15 protein-coding genes and 1 pseudogene are annotated in these 19,343 nt (G+C 60.9%); 4 read left to right on the forward strand and 12 right to left on the reverse strand.

What is annotated here, in order from left to right:
* Positions 1–286: 286 nt before the first annotated feature.
* On the forward strand, positions 287–862 hold the full coding sequence (locus tag A605_RS10290) for a DUF4334 domain-containing protein (protein WP_015401453.1): 576 nt from the start codon (positions 287–289) through the stop codon (positions 860–862).
* A gap of 34 nt (positions 863–896) precedes the next feature.
* On the opposite strand, the gene A605_RS10295 is transcribed toward A605_RS10290, so the two are convergent.
* The 8 genes from A605_RS10295 to A605_RS10325 all read right to left on the reverse strand — a co-directional run bounded on the left by A605_RS10295 (position 897) and on the right by A605_RS10325 (position 10,666).
* Positions 897–1,694 (reverse strand): trimeric intracellular cation channel family protein, encoded by a 798-nt coding sequence (locus A605_RS10295; RefSeq protein WP_015401454.1) that lies wholly within the window; start codon positions 1,692–1,694, stop codon positions 897–899.
* Between the two features lie 356 nt (positions 1,695–2,050).
* Entirely contained in the window at positions 2,051–3,184 is a 1,134-nt protein-coding gene (locus A605_RS10300) for a calcium/sodium antiporter (RefSeq protein WP_015401455.1), read from the reverse strand.
* A 217-nt stretch (positions 3,185–3,401) separates the two neighbouring features.
* On the reverse strand, positions 3,402–4,196 hold the full coding sequence (locus A605_RS10305; RefSeq protein WP_211208974.1) for a CPBP family intramembrane glutamic endopeptidase: 795 nt from the start codon (positions 4,194–4,196) through the stop codon (positions 3,402–3,404).
* A gap of 392 nt (positions 4,197–4,588) precedes the next feature.
* A complete protein-coding gene (locus tag A605_RS10310) occupies positions 4,589–5,326 on the reverse strand; it encodes a sulfite exporter TauE/SafE family protein (RefSeq protein ID WP_027004502.1) in 738 nt (245 codons plus the stop codon).
* Positions 5,327–5,445: 119 nt separating this feature from the next.
* Positions 5,446–6,633 carry an Nramp family divalent metal transporter gene (locus A605_RS10315; RefSeq protein WP_244428974.1) on the reverse strand — a complete coding sequence of 396 codons (1,188 nt, stop codon included), beginning with the start codon at positions 6,631–6,633 and terminating at the stop codon, positions 5,446–5,448.
* Between the two features lie 587 nt (positions 6,634–7,220).
* Positions 7,221–7,541: a hypothetical protein gene (locus A605_RS15865; RefSeq protein ID WP_244428975.1), complete on the reverse strand. Its 321-nt coding sequence runs from the start codon at positions 7,539–7,541 to the stop codon at positions 7,221–7,223.
* A gap of 93 nt (positions 7,542–7,634) precedes the next feature.
* Positions 7,635–9,599 (reverse strand): TOTE conflict system archaeo-eukaryotic primase domain-containing protein, encoded by a 1,965-nt coding sequence (locus tag A605_RS10320; RefSeq protein ID WP_244428976.1) that lies wholly within the window; start codon positions 9,597–9,599, stop codon positions 7,635–7,637.
* 104 nt (positions 9,600–9,703) lie between these two features.
* Positions 9,704–10,666: a UTP--glucose-1-phosphate uridylyltransferase gene (locus tag A605_RS10325; protein WP_042440131.1), complete on the reverse strand. Its 963-nt coding sequence runs from the start codon at positions 10,664–10,666 to the stop codon at positions 9,704–9,706.
* A gap of 301 nt (positions 10,667–10,967) precedes the next feature.
* Between A605_RS10325 and wecC the strand changes: the two genes are divergently transcribed.
* From wecC to A605_RS15065, 3 genes are read left to right on the forward strand one after another with little or no spacing between them, the layout of a single operon-like run.
* Positions 10,968–12,221, forward strand: coding sequence for a UDP-N-acetyl-D-mannosamine dehydrogenase (gene wecC / locus A605_RS15060; RefSeq protein WP_015401460.1), 1,254 nt, complete (start codon positions 10,968–10,970; stop codon positions 12,219–12,221).
* A complete protein-coding gene (locus tag A605_RS15340) occupies positions 12,218–13,030 on the forward strand; it encodes a hypothetical protein (RefSeq protein ID WP_149029420.1) in 813 nt (270 codons plus the stop codon). The genes wecC and A605_RS15340 overlap by 4 nt, the downstream gene beginning before the upstream one ends.
* Before the next feature lie 5 nt (positions 13,031–13,035).
* Positions 13,036–15,288, forward strand: coding sequence for a glycosyltransferase (locus A605_RS15065; protein WP_081602123.1), 2,253 nt, complete (start codon positions 13,036–13,038; stop codon positions 15,286–15,288).
* A gap of 396 nt (positions 15,289–15,684) precedes the next feature.
* Here A605_RS15065 and A605_RS10335 read toward each other — a convergent pair.
* The 4 genes and pseudogenes from A605_RS10335 to A605_RS10350 form a co-directional block, all read right to left on the reverse strand.
* Positions 15,685–15,954 (reverse strand): annotated as a pseudogene (locus A605_RS10335) (integrase core domain-containing protein); the annotation flags it as partial.
* Between the two features lie 118 nt (positions 15,955–16,072).
* The gene (locus A605_RS10340) at positions 16,073–17,107 is read right to left on the reverse strand and encodes a tyrosine-type recombinase/integrase (RefSeq protein ID WP_015399558.1); all 1,035 of its coding nucleotides are present in this window, start codon (positions 17,105–17,107) and stop codon (positions 16,073–16,075) included.
* Complete coding sequence (locus A605_RS10345; protein WP_015399557.1) at positions 17,104–18,063, reverse strand: tyrosine-type recombinase/integrase; 960 nt, start codon at positions 18,061–18,063, stop codon at positions 17,104–17,106. Before A605_RS10345 ends, A605_RS10340 begins: the two co-directional genes overlap by 4 nt.
* The gene (locus tag A605_RS10350) at positions 18,060–19,271 is read right to left on the reverse strand and encodes a site-specific integrase (RefSeq protein ID WP_015399556.1); all 1,212 of its coding nucleotides are present in this window, start codon (positions 19,269–19,271) and stop codon (positions 18,060–18,062) included. Before A605_RS10350 ends, A605_RS10345 begins: the two co-directional genes overlap by 4 nt.
* Positions 19,272–19,343 lie beyond the last annotated feature (72 nt).

Raw genomic sequence — 19,343 nt, forward strand, 5'->3', positions numbered from 1 at the left:
GCGTTTGCAAACAGCGAAACGTGACCCTTAACAGGTTTGTGGATATTAGAGATGTGGTTCACCATAAACCATGAAATGTGTTCCACGTGCCGGTTTCAGGGGATTAAATTCAGAGAAGAAATTGTCCCTGGTGCGAAACAGGGGCCGGCGGCCCTGGTGCCTCCCCCTACAGCACCCGAGGGCGACTTCCGCCGACGAAGCCCCCCACCCGACTCCCCTGTACCCCTGATAGCGTCAGCCGCACACTTCCCACTGCGACGTCTCCACCTCGAGGACGATGCCCCCGATGACCACCCCTCCTATCCCGGCCGAGGACGCGAATTCCAGGCTCCGCGACCTCCTGGCGCAGCGCCCCGCCCGCCTCAATGAGGTCCTCGAGTTCTTCGACTCCCTCCCGCCGGCCGCCACCCATGAGCTGCGCGGCACCTGGAAGGGCCGCGAGCTACCCACCGGCAACCCGCTGGACGGCCTGCTCGGACTCTACGGTTGGCACGGCAAGAGCTTCGACGACCCCGAGGACGCCCACCCCCTGGTGATGGACGGGCGCCGGGGCACGTTCTCCCTCAACCCGGCGATGGTCCCCATCAACACCGTCGTGCGCCTCCACCGACTGCTCAAGAATCCCGCGCTCGGCCGGTTGGCGCGCGTCCTCCTGCCCCTATTCGCCACGAAGAAGCCGGCGGCACGGCTGCGGACCATCGAGTACCGGGGTGTCCCCACCGCGACGATGGTCTACGACGCCCTGCCCATCCACGACCACTTCCGCCGGATCGATCGGGACACGGTGCTCGGGGCCATGGATCTGCGCAGCCTGGACTCCCCCTTCATCTTCGTCCTCGAGCGCGAGGACGCCCCGCGCTGAGCGGGACGAGAGCCGGCAGCCGGGTCCGCCCCCATCACCCTGCGTCTCCGGCACTGCCCTCCTCATCCCCGATGTCGTCGCGCCGGCGCGGCTCCGCATTCCTGGTGCGCCGCCGCCCCACCCGACCCTCCAGCTCCTTCACCTTGGCCTCGGACCGTTTGAGCGCCTGGACCAGCTGGGCTGCGGTCATGTTCACCGGCGCCCACTCGGTGTTGCGCGGCAGCACCCACCCCCGCCAGTAGCTCAGCACCGCCAGGCCGATGCCGAGCAGCGGCGAGATGATCATGCCGAGGGCATCGTGTCCGAGGCTGTCGAACACCACCATCGACACCGCCGACAGCACCGCCGGGATGGCGTAGAGCGGCACCCCGCCGAAGACACTGGGCACCCCACCGCTGAACACGTCCCGGATCATGCCGCCACCGACCGCGGTGACCACCCCCAGAAACACCGCAGAGAGCAGCGGCATGTCGTAGCTGAGTGCCTTGACGCAGCCGGTCACGGCCCACACGCCCAGGATCACCGCATCGGCGTGCACCTTGAACAGCTCCCAGCCCTTACCCCGGAAGTTGACCAGCAGCGCCACCAGCGCACCGCCGAAGGCCAGCGGCAGGTACGTCGGCTCGGCGAGTGCGGCGACGGTTCCCTGCTGCATCAGGGTGTCGCGCACCATGCCGCCGCCCAGCGCGGAGAACAGCGCGAGGAACAGGAAACCGATGATGTCGTAGTTGCGCTGGCGGGCGATCGTGCCGCCGATGATCCCGTTGAGGACCACCCCGATCAGGTCGAATATCCGGTAGAGCGCGAGGATCTCGGGATCGACGTCTGGCATGGAAGAGAGTGTAGGCGTGGGCGCTTATCGACGCCGCGACTACCGCACCGCCACCGCACCCGGCGCGGGAGCAGCCCCCGCGGACATCCACCACTTGATGAGCATGTTCTCACCCCTTATCCGTTCTCGCTGCGCCTGCAGACCCACCCTCGACAACATGGACGTCGTGTACCCCACCCCTGTCGGGCAAGGGCGAGGGCCTTCCCCCGATACGCGGAAATTGCACGTCTTCGAGAGGGTGCATATTGGCGTCGTGCCGGCAGGCTCTCCTGCTGCCACAAGCGCTTGGGAAGGGGCCGCTGTCGACGGGGGTGTCCCCCGAGTAGTGGACCCCCTCCCGGGAGACATCGAACCCGTCAGTTCGTACTGGTGAGGTTTCTTTGCCCCTTCCTCAACCCGATTTCGTAGGAGGTGAAGGCGATCAGGGTGACGGCCACCAGTGGGAGGACAAACCATGCCATGACGGCCGTGAACCCCTCCAGCGCGTCATGCTCGGTGGCAGCGAGGATGAGATAACCGGTATACGCGAGGTAGAGGCCGAGGAAGATGGCACCCTCCCAGCGCGCTATCACAAAGCCTGTGAAGGCGATGGGCAGCAGGGCGATCGAGGTGGCCAGCATCACCGGAATGTCGAGGGCCACTGCGGCACCGGAGACCGGGATGCCCTCGAGGGAAATCAGGGCGGGCAGCCCGAGCACCACTCCGATGTTGAAGATGTTGCTGCCCACGATGTTGCCCACGGCGATGTCGCGTTCGCCGCGGCGCACCGCGGTGATGGAGGTCACCAGTTCGGGCAGGGACGTGCCGATGGCGACGACGGTCAATCCGACCACGAGGCTACTGATGCCCAGCGTGGTGGCGATGTTGACTGCCCCTTCGACGAGCAGGTTGGCCCCGCCCACCAGGAGGGCGATCCCGAATACCACGAGCAGGAGGGACTTGCCGGCCGACGCGACAGGTGGTTTTTCGTCCTCCCCAGCGACGTCTGCGTCAGACGAATCACCGGCGGACCCCCCGACGCCGACGGATGATCGTGCGCTGCGCCGGCTGATGACGATCGTCAGCACCGTGTGCGCGACCACCACGCAGAACAGGATCAACCCGTCGACCGCGCTGACCACTCCGTCGAGAGACATGAGGAGCAGTCCCACCGACATGGCGACCATCAGGGGCACATCGAACCGCACCAGTCCGCGCGTGACGGCCAAGGGGAGGACCAGGGCGGAGATCCCGAGGATGAACAGGATGTTGACGATGTTACTGCCGACCACGTTTCCGACGGCCAGTCCGGGCTCGTCACTCAGTACGGCACCGATGGTGATCGCCAGTTCCGGTGCGGACGTGGCCGCTGAAACCACGGTAAGTCCGACCACCAGCGAGGAGATTCCCACGCGACGGGCCAGCGCTGAAGCACCCCGCACCAGGAACTCCCCGCCCAGGATCAACAGCACCAGTCCGCCAATGATCCGTCCCACATCCAGAAGGTCCATGGGCACGGAGTGTACCGAGATCCAGCTCCCCACGAGAGCGGGGTTGCCCACAGACCGTGGACAGTTGGTTGAGCTGCATTTTCGGCGGCGGCTTGGTGCTGCTGACGGCGCTGAACGTGCTGCTGACCGCCAACTCCAACCCCTCGACGACCGGAGCGGTGGTGCCCGGCATGGCCCGGCACCGCAGTCTCCCCGTCGCTTACCGACGCCGCGACGCCTACGCGAACTGCCAGGCGGCCGCGGCGGCGAGCGCGCCCACCGCGTTCAACGCCCAGTGCAGGGCTATGGGTGCGATGACGCTGCCCGTGTGGTGCCGCAGCCAGGTGAAGCCGGCACCGGCTACCGACGTCGCGACCACCGCCAGGCCCACGCCCGCCCACTGTGCGACCGTCCCGGACCCCAGCAAGGCGGTCAGCCCGGAATTGGAGGCCGTCAGGTTCAGCGAGCTGGCCACATGCCACAGGCCGAACAGCACCGAACCGCCGATGAAGACAGCACGAGCGCCACCAAGACGGGCCAGCGATCCATGCAGCGCTCCACGGAAGGCCAACTCCTCTGGAATCACAGTCTGCAAGGGAATGAGGATAAACGCTGCGAGCAGCGCGGTCCGCATGGAGCTGTAGGCGTCATTGAGGAAGAACTCGCGGGTGGTCGGCAGCACCAGGCCGAGGCCGACCAGCGTGGCGACGCTCGCGGCCGCCGCACCGCCGTAGATTAGGCCCTTGCGCAGCGTCCGCTGGGAGAGCCCGAGATCATGCCACGACAGGCCCAACACCTTCGCGATGCCGACGAGAACCAGCACACCGGCCGGCATGGTGAGGAACCAGGAGGCGGCGGTGGTGAAGTGCGCGGTGATATTGATGGCTACGAGCCCGACACCGATCGACGCCACCGTGAGCAGATCGCGCAACAGGATGCGTTGATGGGCATTCAGCCGGAAAAACCCAAGAGCTGGAACACTCAGGAATGGCGTGGCGCGTAGCCGTGATCGGCGCAAGCGCTGAAGCAACATGGGCGCAGTATGCCAGGGAGACACTATCCTGTCACTCTTCTTCACGAGACGTCCCCCGGCCCGGCCCACTGATCAGTTACGCATTGGCGACGATCATGCAGCCGATCTTGTCGGGGAACCGCTCATCTGCATGGACGGAACCCGCGATGTCAACGCCTGCAGTCGGTCCACTGCTCGGCGTCCACGATGCAGTTCGCTCAGCGAGTCTTCCTGCTGCAACTTCGCGAGTGCCAACACATCACGGTCTCCCTTGGGACGCGCGATGAGTGACGCGGTTATATTCACGAAGGCTGATCCCTCCAACGGGCTCGGAACCCCTCGAGAAGTGCCGGGCGCAGACTGCGGGAGCCGCGAACGAGGCAGTTCCTCTCCCCGCGGCACGCCAGATGCTGCTATACCAGACTCATCGCTCCACGGACCACGGCGATAAGCCCGCCGCCTGCCGCCAGCGCCAGTGCGATGCGGCGGGCCTGCTTCTTGGCCACGTATTTGCTCACGATGATTCCGGATCCGATGCCGATGAGCATCGCCGCTACACCGACAGGCCAAATTCGCCAGTCCACGTGCAATGTCGCTGCCGCCATCAGCAGCTTGATGATGAACGAGATAGCGCCGGCCACCATGAAAATCGGTTGCAGTGTGGCCGCATAAGTGCGCTGATCCCACCGTGCCATCTGCGCATAAACGGTAATCGCCGGGCCCGCGATACCCGCGAGGGTGTTCATGAAGCCGCCGACCACCCCCGCGGTTACTGCCGGGATCCTGCCGCTAGCCCTGGGAATTCGGGACTGGCCAAATGTCACCACGGCCAACGCGACCAGGAGCAGGCCACCGACCAGCACCTGCAGCACGCCCGGAGAAACTACCCGGATAAGCAGAGCGGCAGGCACCGAGCCGAAGATGAGGACGGATGAAATCAGCGCCACTTTGCACCAGTCCACGTACTTCCGGACCGTTAACGTCGTCATCGCGGCGTTGATGAACGCCAACACGTTGATGACGAGGATCCCCTCCACCGGCCCGAAAAACACGGCCAGGAACGGTCCGGCGACGAGGCCTAGCCCCATCCCGGAGACCCGTTGAAGGCACGAGCCGATGATGAGGATTAAGAACAACAAGGCGAGATACAGCACGGGCTCGGCCTAAATTCCTTGAGTGAGTGGGGGAAGTTCGACCTCGTCCCCATCGGCCCGATACTGGTCGATGCGAACGAGGTCCGCTGTCTTGTGGTGCCGGTCCGCCGGCCGTGCTAGTTGAACAGCCCGACGAGCTGCGTGGCGCACAGATACACGAAAGCGACGGAGATAATGGCCATCAACGTGTTGGTGAGCCAGCCGTTGCGCCAGTTCTTCGGCGTCAGTTTCGTGTTGAGCAGGATCAGCAGGGTCAGTCCGAGGAACGGCATGAAGAGCGCGCCCAGGACGCCATAGGCGATGATCAGCGCGGTCGGCTGCCCGAGGAGCAGGAGCAGCATCGGAGGGAACGTCAGCCATGCCAGGTAAATACGGTAATAACGACCGCCAGCCTGGATGTGGGGATGATCAGCCGGCAGCTTCTTCAGGTGCCCGACGTAATCCGCGAACATCAGGGACACACCGTTCCACACGCCGAGGACGGAGGAAACTGCCGCTGCCAGGAAGCCGATCAGGAAAATGACGGACATGGTCTCGCCGTAACGGTCCGCCAACACGTTGGACAGGTCGACAAGCCCTTGGTCGTTATCCGCGACCGTCAGATTCGCGCTGTAGAGCATGTCCGCGCCCAGGATCAGCATGGCCATGACGAAGACACCGGTGATGATGTAGGCGACGGCGTTGTCCAGTCGCATGACCTTCATCCACTTCGGCGTGTACCAGCCCTTCTCACGCAGCCAGTACCCGTAGGCGGCCAAGGTGATCGTGCCGCCGACACCACCGGCGAGCGAGAGGACATAGACAAAAGATCCGTCCGGGACGGTGGGGACGAGACCTGTCAGGATCTCCGGCAAATTCCGCAGAGACAGCGTGGCGATGCCCACGACGGTCACGAACATAACACCAACGAGAACTGCGATGATCTTCTCGAACATCCGGTATTTGCCGAGCCACATGAGCCCGAAGCAGAGGAGACCCGTCAGGATCGCCCACATGGTCAGGCTGGTGCCCGGGAAGAGAGCCTGCATGGCGAGTCCGGCGCCGGACATACCGGCAGCACCGTAGACGACGCCCCAGATCACGATGTAGGGGGCAAAGTACCAGGAGGTCCAGCGGCCCAGCTTGCTCCACCCGTGGAAGATCGTGTTGCCCGTGGCGAGGGTGTAACGGCCGGCCCCCTCCACGAGGACGATCTTCATGATTGTGCCTGCGATACAGGCCCACAGCAGTGCGTATCCGTATCGCTGTCCCGCGATCATCGTGGCCACCATGTCGCCGGCTCCCACGGCGGTTGCGGCAGCCACCAGTCCCGGTCCCACAAGCGTCCAGCGGACTCTCTGCGGGGCAGCGTCCTCTCCGCCTGCAGTTTTCTGCGCTTCTACGTTCACGGTCATACTACCTGTGCCCTTCAGCGGATAGGTGACTTGGAATATTGCCGGGGTAATCATATGACATAAACCACAGGCGTATGCGGAAGCTCTGCAGTCGCCCCGCAAGACAGAGGACGAACTCAGCCCTCACGGCTAACACGTAGACAATCGTGAGAGGTATGGCAGCTTTTATTCATTGCCGACCTCGTGAAATTTTCTCCCCTCCCCTTGGGCCCCCATCCCACCCCCACCCCGCCCAAGAAGAGCCGGATATCGTCCGCCGCGGCACGCTCTCCTTTGCCCCGCACTGATGGAACACTCAACCTGCAGGCACATCCTCGTGATACCCACGCTCACGACAGCTGAACCGGTTTGCTCCCCGTCGACTCGAGCCGGACAACCATCGTCTTCTTGATCGGCTCTGAAGCGGTGAACTCGCTCCTGGTATTCACGTTCCTCCTTGCCCCATTACCCAAGCCAGCGAACGCAAAAGAAGACCGCAGTTTATCAACGCGCCACCCCTACCCCACCACCTCAAACCCCTCCTTCTTCATCTGCCTCAACCGGCGCCCGTGCATCCGCGCGAGCACCGGCACCCGGTCGTCCACGAAGTCGTGGACCATGGCCGGCACCACCGCTTCCTCCCCATCGAGCTCTCCACCCGCATGACGCGTGATCCGCCCGGTCTGCTGGATCACCACGCCCTTGAAGGAAATCGGCGCCGCGAGGAACAACGTGTTCAGGCCCGGCATGTCGAAGCCCTCGCCGGCCACGCGTCCCATGGCCACGAGCACGTACGACTTGTCCTCCTGCTCCAGTTCCTCCAGTCCACCCCGCAGCAACGACCGCTCCCCCGCGCTTCTGTCCGCCGTGCATCTTCAGGATCGGCACCTCAACGGCCTCCCGGAGCAACTCCACCAACGCATCCATCGCCGTCAGCCGGTTGACCAGCACCAGACAGCGCCGCCCCTCCCCCACGGCCAGCGCACCTGCTCCACGATCAACCGGTTCCGTGCCGAGTCCTCCGCCAGTTCGTTGTAGACGTCCTGGATCGCCCCGCGGTCCCCGGTATCCGCCTCACTGACGAACTCCGTGTGGTGAATCTTCACGTACCGCTGCTCGGCCGCCACGTCCACGTCCATGCGGTGACGAATGGGTCCGCACTGCATGGTGATGATCTCGTCCATCTTGTCCGAGCGGAAGGGCGTGGCGGTCAACCCGAGCCAGTATGGAGCGGCCACCTGGTTGAGCGCTCCCTCGGCCGCCGGGGCGGCGATATTGTGGCACTCGTCGACGATGATCTGCCCGTAGTCCTCCAGGATCAGCGGATCCGAGTCCTTCCGGCTGATCGACTGCAGCATGATCACGTCGATCTTCCCGGTCAGTTTCCGGCGTCCCGATCCCAACTGCCCGATCTCATCGTCACCCACATCGAGGAACGTCGTCAGCCGCTCCCGCCACTGGATGGCCAGCTCGGCGCGGTTGACGATCACGGCCGTGGGTGTCTTCCGCTCCGCGATGAGTGCGCACGCCATCACAGTCTTGCCGGTCCCCGGCGGGGCGACGATCACCCCGGTGCGGTGACTGACGGCCGCCTCCACCACGGACGACTGCGAGGCCCGCAGCTCACCCCGGAACGCCACCGCAATATCCGACGCCGCACGGGGCAGCCACGACACCTCCACCGTGTAGCCGGCGTCCTCGAGCACGTCCTGCGCCTCATCCAGCAGCCCACGCGGGAGCCGCAATTCCGACTCGTCGTGTTCGAAGCGGATCACCACCCGGGGCACCCCGAAGGTGGAGAACCGCTGGGCCTGCCGACGGTAGAACTCCGGGTTGGGCAGCGAGGCCCGGTGCTTGAGTTCGGAGATCACCACACCCGGCAGCCCCGCCACCGGCAGGTGGACCATATTGTCCACGCTCAGCGTCACTGTCCTGCCCTTCGCAGCCGCCCGGTGGCTCTTCACCTCGGCCCGGGTGGGACGCCGGATGCGTTCCGGTCGTGGCCCGAACCCCCGCCCAGGTGCCTCGGCCAGCGCCTCCACCTTCTCCCTACTCACCAGTTCGACGCCCGCCAGCGCCGCGAACTGGTCGTCCAACGGCTCCCACGTGTCCACATCGGCGAACACGGTGGTCCCCTGCTTCCGACAGTCCCCGTTCAGCGGCAGCGCGATGAGGTTGCCCAACCGCGCCTGGCCCCGCGCCCCGGTGGACAGCGTGTCCTGCGCAGGGAAGAAGCGGTCGTAGGACTCCAGGCCCATCGCCGGACGCCGGCTCATCGCCTCCCGAAGCAGGCGAAAGCCCATGGCCCGCGCCGTGGCCGCCGGAACCGGGGTATCGAAGAAGATCCACACGTGCGCACCCTCGCCCGACCGCGAGATCTCGGCGAGGGCATCCACCCGGTGCTCGCGGCACGCGGCCGCATACGCCGCGGCGTCCTCGCGCCAAGAGCCGTCGTCGAAATCGCAGACCAGCACCTGGCACATATCGCCTGGCAGCATCACGTACAGACCGGCATGAGGACCGCCCATCCGCAAGTGGGCGTCGATCACCTCGGGGGTCAGCGGCAGGTGATCACGCGATGGCGTGTCCTTCGAGTAAAACCCTCCGCGCACCCCAGGCGACCAGCCGCTCTTGCCTGTCTTCCTGCTCGTCCACCGCTGGGCGTAGACGTCCCGCCGCCCGACGAACCGCTTGAGGAACAGCTCGATCTTCGCCCGCGGATCCGACAGCGCCGAGACCTCGCTTGCCGACGCCTCCCCCTTCGCGACGCCCGCGTCGTCCCCACCGCCCGCGGACTGCAGCTCCGCCAGTTCCCGGCGCACCTCGGCCAGCTCCCGCCCGAGCTGCTCGACGCGCCGGTGCAACCGCTCGAGAGTCTCCTGCCGCCCGTCCGTCATGGAGTCAATCCTATCGACCGACAGCAGCATTGAAGAGGGTGGAATCACCGTACCCGGATTACGCACCCGGATTACGCAGGCGGGTGAAAGGCTGATGATGACCGTCAGGCGAAAACGGTTACGGCCTCGGCGGACTCGGCGGCCTCGTGCTCGGCGAGGATGGCGGTGATCGCCTTCTTCAGACCCGGGCCGTACTTCGGGTGCGACAGACCGAAATCCACGCACGCCGGGATATAACCGGCTGGATTACCCAGATCATGACGCTTACCGTCGTGAACCACGACGTGGACCGGATGCCCCTCCTTGATCATCAGTTCAATCGCATCCGTCAGCTGCAGCTCCCCGCCCTTGCCCGGCTCAATCCGGCCCAGCGCGTCGAACACCGCCCGATCCAGCAGGTAACGGCCCGCAGCCACGAAATTCGACGGGGCATCCGCCGGATCCGGCTTCTCCACCATGCCCTTGACCCGCTTGACCTGATCGGCCGGCAGATCCGCCCCCTCCTCGATCTCCACGACATCGAAGACCCCGTAGTTGTAGACCTCCTCCGGATCGACCTCGAAGGCACACAGCACCGAACCACCCAGCTCGGCACGCACCTTCGCCATCTTCTCCATCACCCCCATCGGCAGCACCAGATCATCCGGCAGCATGACCGCAAAGGCATCCTCATCGGCATCCAGCACCGACTCCGCCAACCCCACCGCATGCCCCAGCCCCAACGGCTTGGCCTGCTCCACGGCCACCGGCTCGATCAGATCCCCGGCCCGGCGGACCTTCGCGACCTGCTCGTCCTTGCCGCGCTCGGTCAGGGTGTCCACCAGATTGGGGAACTGTCCGAAATGACGCAGCAGCTCCGGCTTGTTCGGCGCGGTGATGATCGCCAGCCGCGAGGCACCCAGCACGGAGGCCTCCTCCGCGATCAGCTCGATACCCGGGGTGTCGACCACCGGCAGCAGTTCCTTCGGCACCGTCTTGGTCGCGGGCAGAAACCTCGTCCCCATACCGGCAGCGGGAACAACAACCGTCTTCACCCCGGAGGGCGTCTCGTCACTCGACATGTTCATGCAACGTACCCTACCTGCCACCCCTGTAAATAAACGTCTTCCTTTTTTCGATCTCAAAAGAAAAACTTCCCTAAAGACGCCCCTTTGGGAGGCGTGATGAGGAAAAGCCCCTTCCGAGGATTTAACGTCTACTTTCCGGCCAGCAAAGTTCGATTGCCACCTTCCACAATCGCTCTCACAGCAAATCACCGATCTCGATGATAAGATTGACCGGCCTCCATAGGACCTTAGTCGTAGCCCCCTAAGATCCGCAGTGCGCTGTGCTTCAATTCGTACGACCCGAAGAAAGTCAGGACTTTAGATGACGCAACAGACCGTAGCTTTTGTAGGACTAGGTTATATCGGCTTGCCTACCGCCGTGATCATGGCTAACAGCGGTCTGAACGTCGTAGGTATTGACGTCAAAACAGAGAACGTTAAGCGTATTAACCAAGGTGAGATCACAATAGTGGAACCAGGGCTAGAAGAAGCCCTGAAATCCGCCCTTCAATCTGGAAATTTCCGAGCAACAACCGACATGGTGCATGCGAATGCCTACATTGTGGCCGTGCCCACCCCTTTTACTGCCGAATACAGCATCGATATGAAGTACATCTACTCCGTTGCGGAGTCGATTGCACCCCTTTTGGAAGGCGGTGAACTTGTTGTCCTCGAGTCAACGTCGCCACCTATGACTACCCACAAAATGGCTGAGCGAATCCTTGAACTCCGCCCCGATCTAATCGCTGACGGCGAAGAAAACCCAGATGAGAAGCCTGTTGTCTATTTCGCCCACTGCCCCGAACGAATTCTGCCGGGCAATGCACTGGAAGAGTTGGTCAGCAATGACCGAATCATTGGTGGCGAGACCGATGAAGCTACTCGACGAGCGACCGAAATTTACCGATCCTTCTGCCAGGGCGAACTTCTGCCGACGAAAGCCGTGACAGCTGAAATGGCGAAACTGACCGAGAACTCGTTCCGGGACGTCAATATCGCTTTCGCCAATGAACTTTCTGTGATCTGTGGCAAGCTTGGCATTAACGTTTGGGAGCTAATCAACCTGGCAAACCACCATCCTCGCGTTAACATTCTCCAGCCTGGACCTGGCGTGGGTGGCCATTGCATCGCAGTCGATCCGTGGTTCATCATCTCAGCTGATCCCGAGAACTCACGGCTGCTCCGGACAGCCCGCGAAGTCAATGACGCCAAACCGGAATGGGTTGCCAACCAAGTAGAAGAGGCAGTAAAGCGGGCACAAGCAACATCGATCGCCGCTTTGGGGCTGTCTTTCAAAGCAAATATTGATGATCTACGCGAATCACCCGCGCTAGAAATTACCGAGGAAATTGCCAAGAAGTTCCCGAACCTCGAGATTTTGACAGTTGAACCGAATGTGGAAAACCTCCCTCAAAGCCTTCAGGGTTTCTCGAATGTAACCCTATGCAGCGAACGAGAGGCAATTGAACAAGCAGGCGTAATCATACTTCTTGTCGATCATGACGAATTCAAGAATGTGCCTGCGGCGAGCCTTAAGGGTAAAGAAGTAATCGACACCAAGGGGCTCTGGCAGTGACCGTTCAAAATACAGAAATGGACGGGATAGCTATGTCCTCCGGAGATCTCTCAGGCGGATCACTTCAGAAAGCACAAGTACTTGCCCACATCGATCCGCTCATCAAGAGGCAAGTCGATTTAAGCTTCCTCCCCTCTGGGACACGGTTCGTCACTGACGTTCCAAAACCTGACAGCATTCCCATGCCTTGCCGACTTGTGATTGCTTCTGGCAACTCTCAACTCGTAGCGGAGGTGACAACTGCGTGGTTACAGAACCAACAAACAACTGTCGAAATCCTCTGGAATTATAGAAAAGATCCTGACTTTGCTTACGCATTACTTAAGCTTGCCAAGGACTCACCCTATTCTAACTTCCGAAAGATAAATTCAACTGCACATTTAGTACTTTCGAGCAACACTCAACTTGCTTCGACACTCCCACCAACCGACCTCACTCCCGACGTAATCACCCTGCTCGAAGAAACTGTAAATGAAAATGCTTCCGTTCCGCCTGAAGTTCTGAAGCAATTACTGTGGCGCCACGCCTACCTCCTAGAGCAAATCAGCAGCCTCTCTAATAAAATTGACGGCCTTACTCAGCAATTGTCTCAAGCGCGGACCGCAAACGACGCGGCTAAAACTGCAACAGCTAAATTCGAGTCAGAAAAGGCAGTGAGCAAGGAGCTGGAGACGAAAAATGCGAACCTACTCCAAGAGGTTCTAGATCTGAAGCGTTCGCTGTCCTCCCTGCAAAATCAATATGACGCTCTCTCCAGTTCCAAACTCGGTTCTTTAACACTCAAGTATTGGGAAAGACGCAGAAAGTAGCTCCAATGGCAAATATGCAGACCGACGTTCGAGCTTTCGACCTTCTCCACGACCAACGTGCTCGCGATGCTGAGCGCGAATGGATAAAGAAATTACAGAACCGAGACTGGATCGAACCGAATATTAACCGTCATTTTGACCCCGGAGTTTCGGTTATCATCCCCGCGCATAAAGCAGTGGACACTATCCGGGACACGATTCAATCTCTCGCAAAACAAACAATGCCTACCTCGAGTTTTGAAGTGCTAGTGGTTTGTAATGGAGAAGACGATGGGACCGAGGCTGTCCTACATGAAGTGCGAAATGAGTTTCCGGAGCTCAATTTGCGCACTTTTCACTCAGACGTCGCAAATGCAGGTGCTGCCCGCAATCTAGGGCTGTCGCTTGTACGAAATGAATATGTCTCTTTTGTCGATGCGGATGATCAAATTGAGCCGCGGTATCTGGAGAACGCTTTTATTCATGCGGCGGAAGACAAAATCGTAGCTAGCCCTATTGTCAATTGTTCGGCCGACAATTCTCGCGATGAAGAGAATACACTCAACCAACGTATTATCAACGCCGCAGGAACCACGGTACCTCTCGAAGAGGTTCCATGGATGCTAGGTTTCAACGCCTGTAAAATGGTAGCGGCTCGGCATTTGACACAGGTTGAGTACAACTCAGAACTCCGCAGCGGCGAAGACCTCGTGTTCTTTTCAAATCTTCTGAGGATTTCGGGATTGCGTGTGGTATTCCCTAATAATCAGACTGATGCTGCATACCTGCGGAATCTTCGTGACGATTCAGTTTCTCGTCAGAAGGAATCTTTCGACTTTAACGTAAAGCAGCGAGTCGACTGCATCCTCGCGCTGCGCGAGATTAGCGTAGGCGAAGAACAACTTGGCGCTCGCACCTTTTTAGAGAATGCACAACTAGGTTTCATCAGGAGGTATCTCGAATCTCACCCTGAGGAGATTGACCACCTGGAAAGTTACGTTGGCAGAACCGGTTTTATATCCTTCCCGTGGAATATATTGACGGCGGGAAAAGCGAAAGATCTAGCTATTTCTTATTGCTTTTCTCCCTTTTCCGACACTTCTGCTGTCGTGGCGGAAAAAGCCATTGCTGAGCGTCGTAGAACCGTAGACGTAATCTCTAACAATATGTCGAAAGTCCGCCATACGGACGAATCTCTGTCTTTCCTTTCGTCTAGGTGGGTTGATAAACGAATTTTGATCGACACCCCTCCTTCTTTTGCTGGCTGGGAACCTATTTCTGACTTTGCGGAGGAAGCACTGCGTGCAGCCGAGGCTCAAGCAGAGCAAAAAGGCGGGTATGACACTATGTACTCGCGAGCCCTGTGGGTCGGCTCTCATGTCGCTGGCGCGCTCTTTAAGAACCGACACCCGGAAACTTTTTGGACGGCGGAATTCTCCGATCCTCTTAGGTTTGGCGTAGAGGGTGAGCCCCGGCAGGGCGATCTCGTCGATAACGAAGTCGCTAAGACATTACGCCGCATCATTTCCAACCGCGGATTTCAAGACTTGGAGATCAAGTCCTTGTTCGACCTAGTTGAAGCTGCCACAATGGTTCTTGCCGATGAAGTGATCTTCACTAACCAGAACCAAATGACTTATATGCTGTCGGCCTATCGAAACGACTTCCGGACTCTTGTCGAAAACAAGGCCATTGTGCGTCCCCACCCTGTTCCTAGCTCCGCCGCCTATACTGCTGTCCCTACTAACTACTGCGTTAACCCTGAGCGGGTTAACATTGGTTACTTTGGGTCCTTCTACGTCAACCGAGGATTAGGCGATGTTTTCACAAGCATCATGAATATGAAGCTAGAGGATCGAAGAAGGATTACGCTCCACATTTTTTGCAACACCGTTGAGGAAGCACGCAAGCAAGTTCTGCAATGGGGACTCCAAGACGTGATCAAGATCAACCCCTATTTGCCTTATATGGAGTTTCTTAACGCTTCTACGAAGTTTGATGTTTTGCTCGTCAACGATGTGGCGAAAGGTGTTGAACAAGATCTCAACCCCTTCCTCCCGTCAAAGATCTCAGATTATCGGGGCTCGGGAGCGAAAATTTGGGGCCTGGTTGATGAGGGCTCCCCTTTGTCGAAGCAACCGCTTGACTTCAAATCACCGGTGGCGAATTCTGCGGCGATCTTGAATACTTTGCAAGAAGTCGTGCAGTCCTTTGATTCGGCTCTCGGCACGGCACAGGAGATCGAAGCCGACCGGAAGCCCATGCCACGCCTGGAGTAAAGGGGGAGTCAACCCAAATTTTTCTCAGACCTGTCGCTCCCCGTTTGAGGAAGAGGCTTAGCTTGTCGTTTAACCTTTGGGGTTACGGTTTGTTCTCGATTTTCGCTGGTCCGGCGTGTCAAGCATAGAAAAGCGGCCGTCGTTGCTTTTTGTTACTACACAAGAAAGCAGATGAAACGGCGACCGCACCATGATTATCAACCATCCGGACCTTTCAGCGCCACCCCGACACGACATTGCCCGCCTGAATCGGTTCCGGGCCGGTTGACACTGTGCCATCTGCCCGACCCGCTACCACCCAGTACCTCGGACTGGGTGTTGGGGTTGCCGCAAATCGTGGACAGTTAGTTAAGCTGCATTCTCATCGGCAGCGGTTGCTGCCTGGTGGTAGACGTTCTCGAAGTCGACTGGGGGTTGGTTGCCGATCGAGGAGTGCCGGCGCCGGCGGTTGTAGAAGACCTCGATCCACCGGGCGACGGCCTGGCGGGCTTCATCCCGGGTCTTCCATTTCCTGCGGTCGTAGAACTCGGTCTTCAACGTCGACCAGAAGGATTCGGCCATCGCATTGTCGAAGCACACGCCCGTGCGCCCCATCGACTGATCGATCCCCAGTTCCTGACACACCTGGTAGAGCTGGTCACTGGTGAACTGGGTTCCCCGGTCGGAGTTAAGCCGAATTCGGCTTAACGCGGATTATGCCGAGGTTTGTGTTAAGCCGAGGAATTGTGTTCTGGCCTGTGCTGGCACGGATCGGTGAGGGATTCCTCGGCTTAACGTTGCCGGGTTATCGGAGGCTGTAGAGGGCTGTGAGCGTGTCCTCGGTGAGGCGGGCCGGGGCATCGGTGGTGGGTGTGGCGGCGGTGATGGCGTCGCGCATCATGTCCAGGGTCGCGAATGCGTAGAACGCTTGGGTGGTCGAGGCGTTCTCGTGTCCGAGCAGACGCATGATGATCGGCAGGGGAATGCCCTGTTGGTAGAGGTCCATGGCCTTGGTCTTGCGCAGCATGTGGCAGTGGATGTTCGTTGGCACGGAGGGGCAGTGGTCGCGTGCGGATTCGGCGGCCTTCTTCAGGACGGCGGATACGGTGTCTGTCGATAGGCGGGTCGGCTGCCCGTGGTGCAGGCTGTAGAAGAGGGGTCTGGTTGCTGGCAGCTGTGCCGGGTTCGGGTGGAACTCGGCGAGATAGACGTGCAGGTGCTCGATCGTTTTCTCGCTCAGGGGCACCACGCGGGTCTTGTTGCGTTTGCCGGTCAGTGTGACGTGTCCGGGGGTGGTCAGGGACAGATTCTGCAGGGTCAGGGCGGTGATTTCTCCGACGCGGGCGGCGGTGTCGTAGAGGAGGATGAGCAGCATCCGGTTCCGGCGAGATTTGCTGGTTTTCCCGGTGTGCGCGGCAAGAACTGCTCGTGTTTCGTCGTCGGTGAGGTACTCGATCGGTGCCTTGGCGGTGGGTGGGGTCTTCAGCGTCTGCGCGGCCTGGTGAACGGCGATGAGGGTGAGGTCCTCGGCCGCGGCGTAGGACAAGAACGCCTTGATCGCGGATAGGCGGAGCGTGATCGTGCGTGGAGCGTAGCCACGATCGGTGTTCATCCAGGTCAGCCAGGCTTTCAGGTGTGATCGATCGAAGTGGTCGAAGGTGACGTGGGCGCGTTCAACATGTTCGTGGTCGGTCAGGAAGACGAGGAAGCACTCGAGGCTGATCCGGTAGGCTTCGATCGTCTTCACCGACAGCCCTCGGACGTTGGGCAGATAGGCGTGAAGGAAGTCCCGGGCGAAGACCCACACGTTCGCCTGATCGGTGGCGGGGTCGCGTTTCATTCGAAACCGACCTCCGGCAGCAGTGACTGACTCTGGCTGGCCGTGATGTCGGCGTAAGCGTTCATGAAGTCCGGGGAGGTGTGGACGTAGTAGTAGGTCGAATCGAAGGTCGCGTGTCCCATGTAGCGGGCCAGGTACGGCAGCATCGCGGTGATGTCGGTGCCGTTGGTCATCCAGCGTTCGAGGTTGGCGTAGGCGAAGTGGTGGCGAAAGTCGTAGGGCCGGGGCTGTCTGCCGTCGGTGGGCCTGGCCAGTCCGGCGTGGTCCCAGATCCGGTTGAATATCACCCCTACGGTTGCTGGGGTGACCGATTTACCGGTCGACGAGACGAAGAACGGGGTTCGTGGGCCGAGGTGGGCCCGCGAGGTCGTATCGCAGGCGGTCAGGACGTCGATGACGTCGGCGGTCAGGGGCAGTCGGCGGCTGCGGTGGCCCTTGGATCCGATGATGTCGATGTGACCGCCGGCCAGGTCGACCTGGTCGGTCAGCAGGTGGCGGGCTTCGATCGTCCGGAGTCCGGCCGAGTGCATGAGCGTGAAGAACGCGGCTGCCTGCCACGCCCAGGGCGAGGCGGCTTCGAGACGGGCCGCGGCGATGAAGAACCGGTCGATCTCATCCTGCGTGAGCAGGTAGGGATGGGCACGGGTGAACGAGGATTTCCACTGATCGGACAAGATGTAGGCACCCGGTTGGGTGTGGGTGTGCAGCCACCGTCCGAAGTCGCGGATATAGGACATCCACGACCGGTACGTGCTGGAGCGTTGCAGCTCGTCGATGACCCATCCTTCGACGGTGGCACGGTCGAAAACGGTCCGGCCCAGCCGGGTGCAGTAGGCGTCGAACCGCCGCAGGTACACGATCCGGGAGGCTCCGTAGAATCCCATCTTCTCCTTGAATGCCAGGTACCCGTCGAGATCGGCGGCGAAGGCGCTGGTGAACTCGTGTTCGGCGGTCATGGCCGGGCTCCTGCCGGAACTGGCAGCACGCAGTCGAGGAGACGCTGCTGATCAACACTCATGTACACGTTCGTCGATTCCTGGCTGGCGTGGCCGAGCACGGCGGCGATCGTCGGCAGCGGGACCGACGCCCGCAGCAGTCGTGAGGCGGCGTTGTGCCGCAGAAACCGTGTTCCGGCTTTCACATCGGTGATTCCGGCCTTCCGGAACGTTTCGGCGGTGATTCTGTAGACGGATGCATGATCGGCGAGCTGGGTGTGTGGGGCCAGACTGCGCAGGAACACGTGATCATCATTCGAGTCGGGCCGCTGCGTCAGTAGGTAGTCGGCCAGCGGGTTAACCAGCAGTCCCGGCAACGGCAGAGTCACAGGGTTGCTCGTCTTCTGCTGAACGAGCGAGATGGTCTGGGCCCGCCAATCAATATCGGTCAAGCGCAGGTTGATGATGTCGCAGGCCCGCAGCCCGGTCATCAGCGCCAGCAGCGTGATCGCCGCATCCCGGCGGCTGACCGTGTCCGCAGACGCGCATGCGGTGACAAGCCGTTGTGCATCGTCATCGGACAGGACGGGAATAATCGTGTGTGAGCGGCGGGCGCCGACGAGACCGATCGCGTCGACGAGGTCCCCACGGCCGGTGAACTTCACGAAGGGGCGGAAGTTCGCCACCTGCCAGAACAAGGACGACGGAGCCCACCCGTGATCGAGCAGGGATGCGAAGAACCCGGGAACGGTAGCCGGGGTCGCGTCGTCAAGACAGGAAATCCCGCAGTCTTCGAGATACCCGAGATAGCTGCGGGTGATTCGTCCATAGGCTTCCCGGGTCGCGGGCGCCAGCCCACGACCGGACATGTCGGCTTCCCACATGGCGTTGAGCATGGTGAAGGCGTCTGCTTCCGGCTGCCGGCCACCCCCACCGCGCTGACGCGGGGATAAATCCACTTCGCCGGTGCGCAGGTAAGAGTCGCACACATTGACAGCCCGGCTGTAGGCGAACCGCCTCTGGGCGCTGAACCTGCCGGTGCGCGGGCTTGTCGTCAGCGCCGCGAACTCGGCACCCAACGCGGATGTATAGATCCCGCCACGGGCGTCGATGAAGTCTTCGAGGAGCCTGATGGTCTTCAGGTACTGGCCGATCGTTGATTCCTTGTACCCGGCTGCCCGCAACGCTGCGGTGACGACCACGCCGAGCTGGGTGACGGTCGTATCCATGACCGTTTCCTTTCCATAGACGGATGGATACGGCGAACACTACGACGACCGAAACGTTAAGCCGAGGAATCC

Origin of the sequence: Corynebacterium halotolerans YIM 70093 = DSM 44683 (genome assembly GCF_000341345.1) — a bacterium.
GTDB classification, from domain to species: domain Bacteria; phylum Actinomycetota; class Actinomycetes; order Mycobacteriales; family Mycobacteriaceae; genus Corynebacterium; species Corynebacterium halotolerans.

Excerpts from the sequence above, each read along its gene's own strand:
- A605_RS10300 (WP_015401455.1), bottom strand. The coding sequence starts at position 3,184 with ATGGACCTTCTGGATGTGGGACGGATCATTGGCGGACTGGTGCTGTTG.
- A605_RS10345 (WP_015399557.1), bottom strand. The coding sequence starts at position 18,063 with ATGACCGCCGAACACGAGTTCACCAGCGCCTTCGCCGCCGATCTCGAC.
- A605_RS10295 (WP_015401454.1), bottom strand. The coding sequence starts at position 1,694 with ATGCCAGACGTCGATCCCGAGATCCTCGCGCTCTACCGGATATTCGAC.
- A605_RS10290 (WP_015401453.1), top strand. The coding sequence starts at position 287 with ATGACCACCCCTCCTATCCCGGCCGAGGACGCGAATTCCAGGCTCCGC.
- A605_RS10320 (WP_244428976.1), bottom strand. The coding sequence starts at position 9,599 with ATGACGGACGGGCGGCAGGAGACTCTCGAGCGGTTGCACCGGCGCGTC.
- A605_RS10350 (WP_015399556.1), bottom strand. The coding sequence starts at position 19,271 with ATGGATACGACCGTCACCCAGCTCGGCGTGGTCGTCACCGCAGCGTTG.
- A605_RS10340 (WP_015399558.1), bottom strand. The coding sequence starts at position 17,107 with ATGAAACGCGACCCCGCCACCGATCAGGCGAACGTGTGGGTCTTCGCC.
- wecC (WP_015401460.1), top strand. The coding sequence starts at position 10,968 with ATGACGCAACAGACCGTAGCTTTTGTAGGACTAGGTTATATCGGCTTG.
- A605_RS15065 (WP_081602123.1), top strand. The coding sequence starts at position 13,036 with ATGGCAAATATGCAGACCGACGTTCGAGCTTTCGACCTTCTCCACGAC.
- A605_RS10305 (WP_211208974.1), bottom strand. The coding sequence starts at position 4,196 with ATGTTGCTTCAGCGCTTGCGCCGATCACGGCTACGCGCCACGCCATTC.
- A605_RS10325 (WP_042440131.1), bottom strand. The coding sequence starts at position 10,666 with ATGAACATGTCGAGTGACGAGACGCCCTCCGGGGTGAAGACGGTTGTT.